Source organism: Burkholderia cepacia GG4 (assembly GCF_000292915.1).
Lineage (GTDB): Bacteria > Pseudomonadota > Gammaproteobacteria > Burkholderiales > Burkholderiaceae > Burkholderia > Burkholderia cepacia_D.
Genome location: NC_018513.1, coordinates 1,903,511 through 1,917,698 on the forward strand (window position 1 = coordinate 1,903,511; position 14,188 = coordinate 1,917,698).

The 14,188-nt window shown below is 68.6% G+C and carries 14 protein-coding genes; 6 read left to right on the forward strand and 8 right to left on the reverse strand.

Going from position 1 to position 14,188, the window contains the following annotated elements; translation table 11 throughout:
• Window positions 1–59 precede the first annotated feature (59 nt).
• From cobA to GEM_RS08760, 4 genes are read left to right on the forward strand one after another with little or no spacing between them, the layout of a single operon-like run.
• Window positions 60–869 carry a uroporphyrinogen-III C-methyltransferase gene (gene cobA, locus GEM_RS08745; protein WP_014897052.1) on the forward strand — a complete coding sequence of 270 codons (810 nt, stop codon included), beginning with the start codon at window positions 60–62 and terminating at the stop codon, window positions 867–869.
• Window positions 866–1,243 (forward strand): cobalamin biosynthesis protein, encoded by a 378-nt coding sequence (locus GEM_RS08750; RefSeq protein WP_014897053.1) that lies wholly within the window; start codon window positions 866–868, stop codon window positions 1,241–1,243. The genes cobA and GEM_RS08750 overlap by 4 nt, the downstream gene beginning before the upstream one ends.
• Before the next feature lie 34 nt (window positions 1,244–1,277).
• The gene (cobO, locus tag GEM_RS08755; RefSeq protein ID WP_014897054.1) at window positions 1,278–1,880 is read left to right on the forward strand and encodes a cob(I)yrinic acid a,c-diamide adenosyltransferase; all 603 of its coding nucleotides are present in this window, start codon (window positions 1,278–1,280) and stop codon (window positions 1,878–1,880) included.
• 3 nt (window positions 1,881–1,883) lie between these two features.
• Window positions 1,884–3,188 carry a cobyrinate a,c-diamide synthase gene (locus GEM_RS08760; RefSeq protein WP_014897055.1) on the forward strand — a complete coding sequence of 435 codons (1,305 nt, stop codon included), beginning with the start codon at window positions 1,884–1,886 and terminating at the stop codon, window positions 3,186–3,188.
• Between the two features lie 39 nt (window positions 3,189–3,227).
• Here the strand turns inward: GEM_RS08760 and bamE are convergent, their stop codons facing one another.
• Both bamE and GEM_RS08770 read right to left on the reverse strand, forming a co-directional pair.
• Entirely contained in the window at window positions 3,228–3,767 is a 540-nt protein-coding gene (bamE, locus tag GEM_RS08765; RefSeq protein WP_014897056.1) for an outer membrane protein assembly factor BamE domain-containing protein, read from the reverse strand.
• Window positions 3,768–4,102: 335 nt separating this feature from the next.
• Window positions 4,103–5,266 carry a M20 aminoacylase family protein gene (locus GEM_RS08770; RefSeq protein WP_014897057.1) on the reverse strand — a complete coding sequence of 388 codons (1,164 nt, stop codon included), beginning with the start codon at window positions 5,264–5,266 and terminating at the stop codon, window positions 4,103–4,105.
• A gap of 356 nt (window positions 5,267–5,622) precedes the next feature.
• Between GEM_RS08770 and GEM_RS08775 the strand changes: the two genes are divergently transcribed.
• Window positions 5,623–6,693 (forward strand): type IV toxin-antitoxin system AbiEi family antitoxin, encoded by a 1,071-nt coding sequence (locus tag GEM_RS08775; RefSeq protein ID WP_014897058.1) that lies wholly within the window; start codon window positions 5,623–5,625, stop codon window positions 6,691–6,693.
• Window positions 6,662–7,582 (forward strand): nucleotidyl transferase AbiEii/AbiGii toxin family protein, encoded by a 921-nt coding sequence (locus GEM_RS08780; RefSeq protein WP_014897059.1) that lies wholly within the window; start codon window positions 6,662–6,664, stop codon window positions 7,580–7,582. Before GEM_RS08775 ends, GEM_RS08780 begins: the two co-directional genes overlap by 32 nt.
• Here GEM_RS08780 and GEM_RS08785 read toward each other — a convergent pair.
• From GEM_RS08785 to GEM_RS08810, 6 genes are all read right to left on the reverse strand, one after another.
• Complete coding sequence (locus GEM_RS08785; RefSeq protein WP_014897060.1) at window positions 7,579–8,001, reverse strand: PIN domain-containing protein; 423 nt, start codon at window positions 7,999–8,001, stop codon at window positions 7,579–7,581. The two genes, GEM_RS08780 and GEM_RS08785, sit on opposite strands and share 4 nt — an antisense overlap.
• Window positions 7,998–8,264 carry a type II toxin-antitoxin system VapB family antitoxin gene (gene vapB / locus GEM_RS08790; RefSeq protein WP_014897061.1) on the reverse strand — a complete coding sequence of 89 codons (267 nt, stop codon included), beginning with the start codon at window positions 8,262–8,264 and terminating at the stop codon, window positions 7,998–8,000. Before vapB ends, GEM_RS08785 begins: the two co-directional genes overlap by 4 nt.
• 271 nt (window positions 8,265–8,535) lie before the next feature.
• On the reverse strand, window positions 8,536–9,552 hold the full coding sequence (locus tag GEM_RS08795; protein ID WP_014897062.1) for a GNAT family N-acetyltransferase: 1,017 nt from the start codon (window positions 9,550–9,552) through the stop codon (window positions 8,536–8,538).
• The gene (locus tag GEM_RS08800) at window positions 9,552–10,391 is read right to left on the reverse strand and encodes a formyltransferase family protein (RefSeq protein WP_014897063.1); all 840 of its coding nucleotides are present in this window, start codon (window positions 10,389–10,391) and stop codon (window positions 9,552–9,554) included. Before GEM_RS08800 ends, GEM_RS08795 begins: the two co-directional genes overlap by 1 nt.
• 86 nt (window positions 10,392–10,477) lie before the next feature.
• Window positions 10,478–12,775 carry a TonB-dependent siderophore receptor gene (locus GEM_RS08805; protein ID WP_014897064.1) on the reverse strand — a complete coding sequence of 766 codons (2,298 nt, stop codon included), beginning with the start codon at window positions 12,773–12,775 and terminating at the stop codon, window positions 10,478–10,480.
• Between the two features lie 22 nt (window positions 12,776–12,797).
• Window positions 12,798–14,174, reverse strand: a complete 1,377-nt coding sequence (locus tag GEM_RS08810; RefSeq protein WP_014897065.1) for a lysine N(6)-hydroxylase/L-ornithine N(5)-oxygenase family protein — start codon at window positions 14,172–14,174, stop codon at window positions 12,798–12,800.
• Window positions 14,175–14,188: the final 14 nt, after the last annotated feature.

Genomic DNA, 14,188 nt, shown 5'->3' on the forward strand with positions numbered 1-14,188 from the left:
GCCCGCGTTCGCGCGGGCTTCGCCCGATCCGTCATGCGTTGTCTGTCCGCCGGCCGTCGATGTGCCGCTCGCTTTCCCCTTTCCACTGTCATGACACGGTGCGCGCCGTGCCGCGCCCGATGAGCCGCGCGTGGCTCGTCGGCGCAGGCCCCGGCGACGCCGACCTGCTGACGCTCAAGGCCGTGCGCGCGATCGCCGCTGCGGACGTGCTGCTCGTCGACGATCTCGTGAACCCTGACGTGCTGTGCCATGCGCGCGCCGATGCGCGCATCGAGCAGGTCGGCAAGCGCGGCGGCCATGCATCGACCCCGCAGGAAGCGATCGTCGCCGCGATGCTCGCGCACCTGCGCGCGGGCCGCAGCGTCGCTCGCCTCAAGGGCGGCGATCCGTTCGTGTTCGGCCGTGGCGGCGAGGAGCTGCTCGCGCTTGGCGCGGCCGGTTTTCCGGTCGAGGTCGTCAACGGCATCACGGCCGGTATCGCCGCCCCCGCCGCGCTCGGCATTCCGGTCACGCATCGCGGTGACGCACAAGGCGTGATCTTCGTCACGGGCCACGGCGCGGGCGCCGACGAGCCCGACTGGCGCGCGCTGGCCGCGACGCGGATGACGATCGTGATCTACATGGGCATTCGCCGGCTCGATGCGATCGTGGCCGCGCTGCGCGACGGCGGCCTGTCCGGCGACACGCCGTGCGCGGCGATCGAGAACGCGACGCGCGCCGGCCAGCGGCACGCGCTGGCGACGCTCGACACGGTCGTCGAACGCGTCGGCGCGACCGGTATCGGTTCGCCCGCGATCGTCGTGATCGGCCGCGTCGCCGCGCTCGCCGGCGATCCCGCGGTGCGCGCGGCACTCGGCGGCCGTGGATGATGCGCGTCGCGCTCGGCGTCGGTTTCCGCGCGGGCGCGAGCGCCACGCAACTCGATGCCGCGATCCGCGCGACGCTCGCGCACTACCCGGGCGCCGAGCCGGCCGTCGTCGCGACGCTCGCCGACAAGTCGCACGCACGCGCGCTGCGCACGCTGTGCGCGCGACGTGGCTGGCCGCTCGTCACGTTCGACGCGGCGCAGCTCGCGAATTGCCCCCAACCGGCGTTGAGCGGCCCGTCGGCTGCCGCGCTCGCGCGGTTCGGCGTCGCCGGCGTGGCCGAGCCGTGCGCGCAGCTTGCTGCGCCACACGGCCGGCTGCTCGGCCCCAAATCCATCCGGGACGGCGTGACGGTTGCACTCGCCGGCCCGCTCTGAACCCTTTGTTTCGCTTTCGACAGGACGACTCCCGATGAAGACCGATGCCGAATCCCATCAACGGATGACCGAACGCCGCCGCGCCGGCCACGAGAAGAAGCAGGCCGCCGCCACTCAGGAAAAGGGCCTGCTGATCGTCAATACCGGCAACGGCAAGGGCAAGAGCACGGCCGCGTTCGGCATGGCCGTGCGCGTGCTCGGCCACGGGATGCGGCTCGGTGTCGTGCAGTTTATCAAGGGCGCGCTGCACACCTCCGAGCGCGACTTCCTCGGCGCGGTCGCGGAATGCGACTTCGTGACGATGGGCGACGGCTATACGTGGAATACGCAGAACCGCGACGCCGACATCGCGACCGCCCGCAAGGGCTGGGACGAGGCGCGCCGGATGATCGAAAGCGGCGATTACCGGATGGTGATCCTCGACGAACTGAACACCGTGCTGAAGTACGAATACCTGCCGCTCGACGAAGTGCTCGCGACGCTCGGCGCGCGACCGGATTCGGTGCATGTCGTCGTCACCGGGCGGCACGCACCCGACGCACTGATCGATGCCGCCGACCTCGTCACCGAAATGCGGCTCGTCAAGCATCCGTACAAGGAGCAAGGCGTGAAGGCGCAGCGCGGCGTGGAGTTCTGACCGATGCCGGCCTGCCCCGCGCTGTTCGTCAGCGCGCCCGCGTCCGGCCAGGGCAAGACGTCGGTGACGGCCGGCCTCGCGCGGCTACACCGGCGGCTCGGCCGCCGCGTGCGCGTGTTCAAGACCGGGCCCGATTTTCTCGATCCGATGCTGCTCGAACGCGCGAGCGGCGCGCCCGCGCATGCGCTCGACCTCGGGATGGTCGGTGAGGCCGGCTGCCGCACGCTGCTCGCCGATGCCGCGCGCGAGGCGGACCTGATCCTGATCGAAGGCGTGATGGGGCTGTACGACGGCACGCCGAGCAGCGCCGATCTCGCGACCGCGTTCGGCGTGCCGGTCGTCGCGGTGATTTCCGCGAAGGCGATGGCGCAGACGTTCGCGGCGATCGCGTTCGGCCTCGCGCGGTTCCGGCCGGGGTTGCCGTTTCACGGCGTGCTGGCGAACCGCGTCGGGTCGCCGCGGCATGCTGAACTGCTGCGCCAAGCGCTGCCCGACGACTTGCGCTGGCTCGGGCACGTGCCGGTCGATGCAGGCATCGCGCTGCCGGAACGGCATCTCGGCCTGCACCAGCCGTCCGACATCGACGATCTCGACGCGCGGCTCGATCGCGCGGCCGACGTGCTCGCACAGACGGCGCTCGCCGAATTGCCGCCCGCCGTCACGTTCGCGGAACCGGACGTTGCCGCCCCGCTGCCGCGCGCGCTCGCCGGCAAGCGGATCGCGATCGCGCGCGATGCGGCGTTCTCGTTCGTTTACCCGGCGAATCTCGCGCTGCTCGATGCGCTCGGTGCGCAGCTGCGGTTCTTCTCGCCGCTTGCCGACGAACCCGTGCCCGACGATTGCGACGCGCTGTTCCTGCCGGGCGGATATCCGGAGCTGCATGCGGCGACGCTCGCGGCGAATGCCGCGACCGCGCAGACGATCCGCGCGCATGCGGCTGCCGGCCGGCCGATCGTCGCGGAATGCGGCGGGATGGTGTATCTGTGCGAGTCGCTGACCGACGTGGAGGGCGTGACGACACCGATGCTCGGGCTGCTGTCGGGCCATGCGACGATGCAGCGCCGGTTCGCCGCGCTCGGGATGCAGCAGCTCGACACCCGCACCGGGCCGATGCGCGGTCATACGTTTCATTATTCGCGGCTCGAGACGCCGCTGGCGCCGGCTGCGACCGCCGCCCGGCCCGATGGGGCGCCCGGCAGCGGCGAAGCCGTGTATCGCGCGGGTTCGATCGTCGCGACGTACATGCACATGTACTGGCCGTCGAATCCGCCGGCGGCGGCGGCGCTGTTCAGCGGCGCGGCGTGGTGACGGGCGACGCCGCAATGACGCGGCCGGGCAAGCTCGCCGTCACGGCTTCTCCCGTCCGGGCGCTTCCGATCTCGAGGTCCGGATCACGGTCCCGTCCGGCGAAAAATGCGCATTGAACATCGCATCGCCCGATACGCCGCCTTCGGCCCAGTGCCAGCTCCAGACTTCTTCGTGGCTCAACGCGTATTGCGAGACCGACGTCGGCTTGCCGAGCAGTTGCCGCACGTCGTCCTTCGTCATCCCCGGCACGACCTTCGCGATGTTTTCCGCGCTCAGCGCCTGCGTGATCGACATGAGCCTGCCGTCCGGCCCGAAGTCGAGCATGTACGTGCTCGTCCCGAACGGGCCGCGCGGATACTCGTACCGCTGCGAGCCGTCTTCGTTCTGCCTGACCATCTCGGGTTTGCCCGCGTCGCGGAGCACGTCGTCGACCGTCGACACGCCGCGCTGCAGACGGCCGAACGCCACGTTGTCCGGCTTGATCGCGTTGACCGCGTCGGCCATCTTCTGATCGTCGCATCCGGTCAGCAAGAAGCCGAACGCGCAGGCCGTCAGCGCGATGAAGAAAGGTTTTCGCATGTCGTAGGGGCGGTATCGATTGAGCGGGGCCGGCGCCCACGGCCAAACGAGGCAGTGCGGGCCCGGGTGTGAGCGGTCGAGCGACGCGTGCCCGGCCGTGCAGGCCGGAGAACACCGTTCGTTCAGCGAGCTGCGCGGCCGAATTCTCGTTGCTGCCGGCGGCCGGATCGGATCGCGACGTGCGGACAGTGCGCTTGTGCCGACGACCGGTCCGATGCGAAATGGAGCGTAGCACGCGGCCTTGCGACGACATGTCAAGGACCGTCAAATCCTGATCCCGCAGGGGCGATGCGATGCCGACGGACCAGGCGGGCGCCGCGCGCGGGCCGCAACCGTCACACCAGAAACGTCTCCGCCAACTTGACCCAGTACGACGCGCCGGTCGGCAGTGCCGCGTCGTTGAAGTCGTAGCCGGGGTTGTGCACCATGCAGCCGCCCTCCCCGTCGCCGTTGCCGATGATCAGGTAGCAGCCCGGCCGCTTCTCGAGCAGGAATGCGAAATCCTCGCTGCCGGTGAGCGGCACCATCCCGTCGATCAGGTTCGTTTCGCCGACCCACTCTCGCGCGACGCCGCGTGCGAACGCGGTCATCTCCGCATCGTTGACGAGCACCGGGTAGCGGCGCTGGTAGTCGATCGTCGCGGTCGCGCCGAACACGGCCGCCTGCGCATGGACGACTTCCTTGATGCGCGTCTCGAGCAGGTCGCGCACCTCGGGCTTCAGCGCGCGTACGGACAGGCGCATCTGCGCGCGGTCGGGAATCACGTTCGGCGCCTCGCCCGCGTGGATCGCGCCGACCGTGACGATCGCCATGTCGAGCGGCGACACGTTGCGCGACACGATCGTCTGCAGCGCGATGACGATCTGCGCGCAGACGACGACCGGATCGATCGCCTTGTGCGGCACCGCGCCGTGGCCGCCGCGCCCCTGCACGTCGACGATCACGGTATCCGACGACGCCATGAACGGCCCCGGCAGGAAGCCGAACTTGCCGGTCGGGAAGCCCGGCATGTTGTGCATCGCGAAGATCGCGTCGCACGGGAACTGCTCGAACAGCCCGTCGTCGAGCATTTTCTTCGCGCCGCCGAGCCCTTCCTCGGCCGGCTGGAAAATCAGGTTCAGCGTGCCGGAAAAGCGACGCTCGCGCGCCAGATGCTTCGCGGCCGCGAGCAGCATCGCCGTATGGCCGTCGTGGCCGCACGCGTGCATCTTGCCGGGGATCGTGCTCTGGTAAGGCAGGCCGGTCGATTCGTGGATCGGCAGCGCGTCCATGTCGGCGCGCAGGCCGAGGCGCTGCGTGCCGGTGCCGACCTTCAGCTGCGCGACGACGCCCGTGCCGCCGAGCCCGCGATGCACCGTGTAGCCCCACGCCTGCAACTGCTCGGCGACGAGGTCGCTCGTCGCGAATTCCTCGAAACCCAGTTCGGGGTGGGCATGAATGCGGTGCCGGATCTGGATCATTTCGTCGGCGAGGCCTGCGGGGATCACGCTGTGCGTCACGGTGTCGTCTCCTAGGTTCCGTGGGGAATGTGCAGGCAAGGATAGTCGGTTGAGAGGCAACCTGACAGACAGAAAGTCGTCGTGGAGACAACCTGGAGTTGCCGGTCGATCAGGGTGGCACACGACGAATCGCACGGCGGGAGGCAATCGGCCATCCGGGCGACTGCCCCGCACGATCGGGATGCACGACACTGCGTGTTCAGTCTCGATTTTTCAGGTGGGTGTGCGCGTTGATTGCCGTTCGCCATGCCGTAATAATCCCGTCACATCAATGGGTTGAGCGCATTTGTTCATTTTTTGACGGTTGTACATTTTTTGTGTACGCTGTCATAAAAGTGAACAAGCGATCTGCCCTGATGCCCGAGAACGCCACCCTGCCGATAGCGGAACAGCACGTGCTCGACGAAGCCTGCGCCGCGTTCGAACGCGCGACCCGGCGCTTCAAGGCCCGGCGCGTGCGCGTGCCGGCCGCCTACAGCGCGCATGCTGACGCGATGATCCGCTTCGGCATGGCCGGGCAGACCTTCGAGATGCCGGCGGTTGTGAGCATCGGTGTCGAATCGCTGCAGGGCGCGCTTGCCGTGTTACGCCGCCGCCGCGCCACCCCGGTGGCTGGCGAGCGGCCGCTGATGCTGGTCGCGCCGTATTTTTCGGCCGAACTGGCCGCCCGCCTGATCGAGCACGACATCTCGTACCTCGATACCGCCGGCAACGCGTGCCTGATCCAGCCGGAGGCGACCGTGATGATCTCCGGCCGGCCGAAACCTGCACGCACGCCGCGCCGGCAGGCATCGCGCGCGACGACGCCCAAGGGGCTCGCCGTGATGTTCGCGCTCGCGACACAGCCGGGCCTCGTCGCGCAACCGCTCCGGGCGATCGCCGCCGCGTCGGGTGTCGCGCTTGGCACGGTCAATCTCGCGATTGACGACCTGATCGCACGCGGCCTCGTCGCGCAGCGGCGCAACGGCGAGCGCGTGTTTCCCGACTGGCCGCGCTTCGTGCAGGAATGGGTCGCGCTGTATCCGAGCCGCCTGCGCGCGAAGCTGCCGAGCCGGCGGTTCGCCGCGCTCGCGCCCGACTGGTGGCGCGGCTTCGATTTCGCGGCATTCGACGCGCGGCTCGGCGGCGAGCCCGCGGCCGACCTGCTGACGCACGACCTGAAGCCGGCCGCGATCACCGTCTATACGCACGGCGCCGTGTCGAACCGCCTGCTGCTCCAGGCGCGCCTGCGCCCGGACGAGCGCGGCGACGTCGAGCTGCTCGAAGCCTTCTGGCCACCGTCGCCGGCGCTCGACTGGCGCGAGCACGACGTGCCGCTCGTGCCACCGCTGCTGATCTACGCGGATCTCGTCTCGTCCGGAGACAGCCGCAATCTCGCCGCCGCCCAACACATCCATGACCGATACCTCGCCCACCCGCCCGCTTGACGTCGACCCGCGCCGGCCGCTCGAGCCGGCGGCGGTCGCGCTGCTGCTGGCGGTTCGGACGGCCTGTGCGCAGCTCGATGCGGCGTTCGTCGTCGCCGGCGCAACCGCGCGCGACATCCTGATGTGGCACGTGTACGGCATCCGGCCGGTGCGCGCAACCCGGGACGTTGACGTCGCGGTGTGCGCGGTGAGCTGGCCGTTTCACGAGCAGCTCGTCGATGCGCTCGTCGCGACCGGGCAATTTGCGCGCGCGCCGAAGCATCAGCAGAAACTGCTGTTCGACAGCGGGACGCGGGGGTTTCGCACGGAGCTCGATCTCGTGCCGTTCGGGCCGCTCGAAACGCCGCCCGGCGAAATCGCGTGGCCGCCGGGCGGCGATTTCGTGCTGAACGTGCTGGGCTTTCAGGAGGCGGTCGATACGGCGCTGGCCGTGTCGATCGGGGCCGGCATCGCGGTGCCGGTGGCGAGCCTGCCGGCGCTTGCGCTGCTGAAATTGCTCGCGTGGCAGGATCGGCGCGCGCGCCAGAACAGCGACGCGTACGACCTGCTGTTCCTGCTCACGCATTTTCACGACGCGGGCAATCGCGAGCGCATCTGGGAGGTGGCGCCCGATCTGCTCGAACAGCATGATTTCCAGCCGGAGCTGGCGGCCGCGGCGCTGCTGGCACGCGATGCGAAGCGGATTGCTTCGCCGCACACGCACGATGCGATTCGCACGCTGTTATCCGACGAAGCGATTTACGCGACGCTCGGACAGGATCTGCAGGCCCGCGCGTTTGCACTGCTGCCGGGTGAATTCAGCGATGACGCCGACCGGTATCTCGACGCATTCCGCAGTGCTTTCCTCGCGGATCCGCCCACAGCGCCATCGCGCATTCACGGGCCCTAGGCCGAGGCCGCCCAGTCTTCGAGCGACAAGCCCGCAACACGGCTGAATTCACGATTGTTGTTCGTCACGAGCACGGCGCCGGCCGCGATCGCGTGACCGGCGATCGACGCATCGTTGGCACCGATCGGCGTGCCGCGTGCGGCGAGATCGGCACGAATCGCGGCCGTTGCATCGACCGCGGCCGTATCCCACGACAGCACACCGTCCAGCCGCGCGACAAAGGCCGTCACGAGTTCCGCATGCTTCGGCGACGCCTTTCTGCCGACTGCACCGAACCGCATTTCGGCATAGGTAATCGCCGACACGACGATCCGGTGCTGCGCATTGACGCACGACTGCAACCGGGACAACACGACGGGCGGCCGCTCGCGCATGATGAACGAACAGATGTTCGTATCGAGCATGTAGAGCGTGGTCACCGCCCCGACTCCGTCGGGGCATCGCCATCGGCGCCGGACAGGTCGAAACGACCGGATTCGATGACGGCCGGGCGCTCGGCGAGGAAGTCGGCATCGGCGAGCGGTTCGCTCGCGAACGACAGCCACGTCGGCCGCACCGGACGCAGCAGCAGCGTGTCGCCCTCGCGTCGGATCTCGAGTTCCGTCACACCCTCGAATTCCATGTCCTTCGGGATGCGGATTGCCTGGTTACGGGCGTTCTTGAAAATGGAAACGGTGCGCATGAGCCACTCCACGGGAGTACGATGCGCCCATTCTAGGCATATGCCAGCATATGTCAATGTTAAGGGGCGCGGATCCGGGATCGCGCCCGATGCTGTCGCGGGTGTGCTTGCCATGTTGTCACGACCTGTCTGCGATGAGAGTGGGATCCATTCTTCCGCATGCCGGCCGCCTGATCCATATCCCGAACGGCCGATGCCTGCCCGTCCGTCAGGCCGTGCGAACCGTCGCCGCTGTCGAATCGACGCGTCGACACTTCGCGCACCCGTCCCGTCACGGCAACCGGAAAGTGTCGAAGAATGTCTCGCGCTCCATCACGGTAAGCGCCGCGCGCTTGTGCGGGAAGTCGAACTCCTTCAGCGTGTAGAACCCGAGCCGGTGCATGTACGCGATATGCCGCACGTGATCGATGCGCGGCTCGCCGACGAGCCGTTGCGTGCGCGGTTCGTCGACGAACATGTAGTGCAGCACCCCGCTCCACCACGCATGCAGCTTGCCCGCGCTCTGGAAGCGCGAGTCGCCGATCAGCAGGTGCAGCCCGCGATCGTAGTCGTGTGCGTCGTAGAACGGCGCGAGGCGGTCTTCCTTCGCCCAGTAGAACTCGAAATAGCCGAACGGCGTGTCGTCGAAATAGCCGATCATCGGATGCATGTGCGGATCGGCGAGCCGCTCCGCGAGATACGCGGCGTGCTCGTCGCGCGTGCCGCGCTGATCCCAGAACTGCGCGACGCGATCGAGGTTCATCCAGTCGCTGAACCGTTGCGCATGTGCATCGACGTCGACGGTGCGCAGGCTGAACGTCATCCCGACCTGCGGCATGTAGCGCGCATAGATTTCACCGGGCGGCGACGGCGGCCGCACCGGATGCCGGTGGCCGTTCGTGATCGCGTAGCGCAGCGGCATCCCGCCCGATGCGGGCGCTTTCAACCACGGCTGCGGGTTCTGCCAGAACGTCGCACGCGACGCGGTGAGGCGCAGCCGGTCGCCCGCGGCCTGCGCGCCGTCGATCACGCCGTCGCGCACCGCGCGGGCGACATATGCCGCGACGGCCGCCGGATCGGCGCCGCCGAGCGGCACCGACACCGTCGCCGCGTCGTGCCGGGTGTCCGTGTTGAACAGTGCGACGAATTCCGCGAGCAGCGCGGCCGGCGCGTCGTCGGACCGCCACGCGTCGAGCGTGCGCTCGACGGCCGGCGTCGCCTGCCCGTGCGCGGCGCCGTCAAGTGCCGCGGCCACCTCGCCTTCGACGGCGTCTGCCGCGCCGGCCGGTTTCGTCTGCGTGTCTTCCATCACGGTGCTCCCGCGTCGTGGCGGTCGGCGAGGACGTGCAGCCCCCGCTCGAGCGCCGGAAACAGGCTGCGCTGGAAGTTGTTCCAGCGCAGTTCGAGAATCGTGTCGTCCGGCGCGATCGGCGTGTCGAGCACGTCGCAGATCACCTCGCCGGAATCGATGCCGTTGTCGACGTAGTGGAACGACGCGCCCGTCATCGTCACGGGTTCGACGCGAGACGTGGTACCGCTCGCCCAGTCGACCCGTTCGCCGCGCGCGCCGTGCAGCGCGTCGAGCGTCGCCCACGCGCCGCGCCGCTGGTACGGCGAATCGTCGGCCGTGATGCCGGGGTGGATGTTCGCGATGCGGCGGTGAAAGCGCGCGCCGGGGCGCACGAGTTCGTCGAGGATCACGAGCAGTCCGTCGAGCACGACCACGTCGGCGTCGAGTTCGAGCAGGCGTTCGAGCAGGCGGTGCTCGAAGGCCTGCTTGCCCGTCACGCGCTCGCGCGCGGCGCGCGGCAGCCGGCGGTAGGTCGACGGAATCGAGCAGAACAGCGCGTCGACCGGCCGGCCCTGCACGGTCAGCCCGTCGGGCAGGATCCACGGGCGGCCCGGCGTGCGCGCGAACCCGTAGTCGGCGACCTTCGCGCGGTCGGCCGGCGAGCCTTCGTCGTCGTCGACGATCACGCCCTTGAGCGTGTAGCGTTCGCCGAGCGGCGAGTCGTTCAGGCACTCGACGAGGAATTCGAGCGGCGCCTTCATGTAGCGCGTGCCGCCCTGGTAAGCGACCGGCTGGCCGGCGCGATCGGCCGCGCCGTTGCGCAGCGACTGGATGTAGACGAGATTTTTCTTCGGCATGGATGCGTCGTGGAAAAAGCGGACGACGGCGCCGCGGCCCGCCCGCGCCGGCCCGAAGGCCGGCCGGTGCGCCGCGGCGCGCGGCGTCACCAGTTGTATTTCGCGGTCGCGATCACCGTGCGGTCAGTGCCGAAAATGCAGACGTTCATCGACTGGCAACCGCTGATGTAGTGGCGGTTGAACAGGTTCGTCCCATTCACGGCAAAGCGCCAGTTACGCGTGTCGTAGTGCACGCCCGCGTCGAACAGCGTGACGCTCGATACCGTCAGTGAGTTGTCGGCCGCACCGGCCGACGCGCTTTGGTAGCGAATGCCGCCGCCGAGGCCGAGGCCCGCGAGCGGCCCCGTGTGCCACGTCCAGTCGGTCCACAGCGACGCCATCTGGCGCGGCCGCGGAATGTCGACCGGCCAGTTGTTCAGCGATGCGTCGTTGGCCTTCACGTTCTTCACGTCCTGGTAGACGTACGACGCGATCAGCGACAGGTTCCGCGTGAGCTTGCCGGTCGCGCTCAGCTCGATCCCGCGCGAACGCACTTCACCCGTCTGCACGGACTTCGTGCCGGTCTCGTCGAGATCGGTCGGCGCCGGCGTGAGCACGTTGGTCTGGTTGATCTGGTAGATCGCCGCGTTCAGCATCAGGTTCTTGCCGGGCGGCTGCCAGCGCAGGCCGGCCTCAATCTGCTTGCCGCGCGTCGGCTGCGGCAAGCCGCCGCCGAGCAGGTTCACGCCGATCAGCGGATTGAACGACGTCGCGTAGCTGACGTACGGCGACAGCCCGTAGTCGCCCTGGTACGTCAGGCCGACACGGCCGGTAAACGCCGTGACGTCGGCCTTCGACTGCGTGCCGCCCGCGCGGTCGTCCATCCGCATGTTGACCCAGTCCTCGCGGCCGCCGAGCGTCAGCGTCCAGCGGTTCCACTTGATCTGGTCCTGCGCGTACAGGCCGAAGGTGTTCAGCGTCGTGTACGTGTTGGTGCGGAACGTCGAGTCCGGATTGAACACCGACGTCGTCACCGGCAGGTAAACCGGGTTGTAGATGTTCAGCGCCGGCGCGGCGGCGAGCCATTCGCTGTCGGTCGCGGTCTGCCGGTTGTACTGGAAGCCGAGCAGCAGCGTGTGCTCGAGCGGGCCCGTGCCGAAGCGGCCCTGCACGTTGTTGTCGATGTCGAAGCGGCTGTAGTTCATCTGGAACACGCCAGCCCAGCGCGACACGTCGGTCAGGCTGCCGTCGACGAAGCCGTTGCCGAACACCGACCCGTTGTCGAGCGACAGGTGCATCCAGCGCACGTTCTGCCGGAACGTCCACATCGAGTTCAGGTTGTGCTCGAACTGATAGCCGAGCGACCACTGCTTCTTGCGGTAGTAGTTGAAGTCGCCGTCGCCTTCGTACACGTCCTTGTTGATCTGCCCGTTCGGGTTCGGTAACACGGTGCCCTGTGCGGGCAGGAAGTTCGACGAGATGTCGCCCCAGTCCTGCAGGTACGTGGCGGACAGCGTCAGCGACGTATCCGCGTTCGGCCGCCAGCGGAACGACGGCGCGAGCGACACGCGCTGGTCGTTGTTCGGTCCGGTCAGCGCGTTGCCGTCGCGCGCGACGCCGACGAACCGGTACGCATACTTGCCGTCCGGATCGAGCTTGTCGCCGACGTCGATCATGAACTGCTTGCGCGCGTAGTTGCCGATCTGCACGCCCGCTTCGCGCACGCGCTCGCCGTCGGCGAGCTTGGTCTGCACGTCGATGATCGCACCCGGGTCGCCCGCGCCGTACAGCACCGAGGTCGGGCCGCGCAGCACGGTGATGCTGTCGATCATGTACGGATCGACGCGCCAGCTCGCCAGGTTGATCGTGTTCGGCACCTGCAGCCCGTTCACGTACGCGGTCGGCGTGAAGCCGCGCAGCGCCGCGTACCAGTCGGAACGGTTGTCCGAGCCGTACGACGAGAAGCCCGGCACGTAGCGCAGCGCCGCGTTCACGTCGGTCGCGCCGGTCATCTCGATCTGCTGCGCGGTGACGACGTTGACCGTCTGCGGGATTTCGTTGATCGCGGTGTCGGTCTTCGTGCCGCTGCGGCTGCGCTTCGCGACGAGCCCGACCGTGCCGTCGCCTTCCGAGCCCGCGTTGACGTTGATCGCCGGCAGCGTGCCGGTCGTCGAGCCATTCGGTGCGCTGGTCGACGTGCTTGCCGCCGCACTGGCCGCTGCACTGGCCGCCGCACCGTTCTGCGCACTGCTGGCCGACGCTGCGGCGCCTGCGTTCACGGCGGGCGCCGTCTGGGCGAATGCGTGCCCTGCCGCCATCCCGAACGCCACGCTCGCCGCGGCTGCGATCGCACGCACACGCGTGCCTGTTGCCCACTCCATCTTTCTCTGCTCCACTTTTTTCATGCGGTCTCCGACCGCGCCTTTGTCAAAGAGCGAAAGCCATGCGGCCCGCGCTCGCCCCGTTTTGATGTCGTTGTTCATTCAGTGCCCGGGCCGCGCCTTCGTCATGGGCGGGCGCGATCCCGTCTTCGAGCGACGCGCAGATTTCGTCCGCGCGGCGCGCCAGGACCGACAGCAGCGTGTCGGACAGGCCGTGGCTGTCTTCGCAGCAGCCTTGCAGGTAGATACGCGGCGCGAACTGCTCGGGCGTCGCGAGCAGGTAGTCGCGCGTGACGTCGCCGCGCGTGAGCGCGTCGCCCAGGTGCGGCGCGAGCCCTTCGAGCAGCGCCGAATGCGTGTCGCGCCGGTAGCCGGTCGCGAGCACGAGCGCGTCGAAGCGTTCGACGCGCGTGGCGCCGTTCATCCGGTCGCGCAGCGTCAGCTCGATACGGCCGTCGGCGGTGCGCACCGCGGCTTCGATCGCGCTGTTCGCGAGCAGCGCATGGCGCGGCGTGCCGTCGATGCGCTGCAGGTACAGCATTTCGTAGATCTGCTCGATCAGCGGCCGGTCGACCACCGCGTAGTTGGTGTCGCGATAGCGCTCGAGCAGTGCGCGGCGCGCGTCGTGCGGCTGTGCGTAGACGACGTCGGTGAACTCGGGGCTGAAGATCTCGTTGACGAACGGGCTGTCGTCGGCCGGTTTCAGTGCGCCCGCGCGCATCACGAGGCTCGCGTCGACGTGCGGGAAGCGGCGCGCGAGATCGATGAACACCTCGGCTGCGCTCTGCCCCGCGCCGATCACCGCGACGCGGCGGCGTTCGCCGTCCGGCGACGCGACCAGCCGGTCGATGTCGGTCAGGTAGGACGACGAGTGGATCACGCGGTCGCGGCCGAGCGCGGCGAATGCGTCCGGCACCGCCGGCGTGCCGCCGACGCCGACCGACAGCGAGCGCGTCACGCGCTGGCGCTCGTGGCCGGCTGCGTCGCGCGACAGCACGCGCAGCGCGTCGATCCGCGCGCCGTCGCCGCGCACCGGCTCGATCGCGGTGACGGTCTCGCTGTAGTGAACGTGCTCGTCGAACCCTTCCGCGACCCAGCTCAGGTAGTCGTGGAATTCGACGCGGGTCGGATAGAAGTTCTTCAGGTTGACGAATTCATTCAGCCGGCCGCGCTCGAACAGGTAGTTGATGAACGTATAGCGGCTCGTCGGATCGCGCATCGTAACGAGATCCTTCAGAAACGAGATCTGCATCCGGCAATCGTCCAGCAGCATGCCGCGATGCCAGCCGAACTCCGGCTGGCGTTCGACGAAGCAATGCGCGAACGGACGCGCGCCGCTGCGTTCCGCGAGGCGCACGGCCAACGCCAGATTCGACGGCCCGAAGCCGACGCCGATCAGGTCGAATACGGTTTCTCTCTGCATGTCTCTCAGCTCCC

Excerpts from the sequence above, each read along its gene's own strand:
- GEM_RS08810 (WP_014897065.1), bottom strand. The coding sequence starts at position 14,174 with ATGCAGAGAGAAACCGTATTCGACCTGATCGGCGTCGGCTTCGGGCCG.
- GEM_RS08805 (WP_014897064.1), bottom strand. The coding sequence starts at position 12,775 with ATGAAAAAAGTGGAGCAGAGAAAGATGGAGTGGGCAACAGGCACGCGT.
- bamE (WP_014897056.1), bottom strand. The coding sequence starts at position 3,767 with ATGCGAAAACCTTTCTTCATCGCGCTGACGGCCTGCGCGTTCGGCTTC.
- GEM_RS08775 (WP_014897058.1), top strand. The coding sequence starts at position 5,623 with ATGCCCGAGAACGCCACCCTGCCGATAGCGGAACAGCACGTGCTCGAC.
- cobA (WP_014897052.1), top strand. The coding sequence starts at position 60 with ATGTGCCGCTCGCTTTCCCCTTTCCACTGTCATGACACGGTGCGCGCC.
- GEM_RS08760 (WP_014897055.1), top strand. The coding sequence starts at position 1,884 with ATGCCGGCCTGCCCCGCGCTGTTCGTCAGCGCGCCCGCGTCCGGCCAG.
- GEM_RS08780 (WP_014897059.1), top strand. The coding sequence starts at position 6,662 with ATGACCGATACCTCGCCCACCCGCCCGCTTGACGTCGACCCGCGCCGG.
- GEM_RS08795 (WP_014897062.1), bottom strand. The coding sequence starts at position 9,552 with ATGGAAGACACGCAGACGAAACCGGCCGGCGCGGCAGACGCCGTCGAA.
- GEM_RS08750 (WP_014897053.1), top strand. The coding sequence starts at position 866 with ATGATGCGCGTCGCGCTCGGCGTCGGTTTCCGCGCGGGCGCGAGCGCC.
- cobO (WP_014897054.1), top strand. The coding sequence starts at position 1,278 with ATGAAGACCGATGCCGAATCCCATCAACGGATGACCGAACGCCGCCGC.
- vapB (WP_014897061.1), bottom strand. The coding sequence starts at position 8,264 with ATGCGCACCGTTTCCATTTTCAAGAACGCCCGTAACCAGGCAATCCGC.
- GEM_RS08800 (WP_014897063.1), bottom strand. The coding sequence starts at position 10,391 with ATGCCGAAGAAAAATCTCGTCTACATCCAGTCGCTGCGCAACGGCGCG.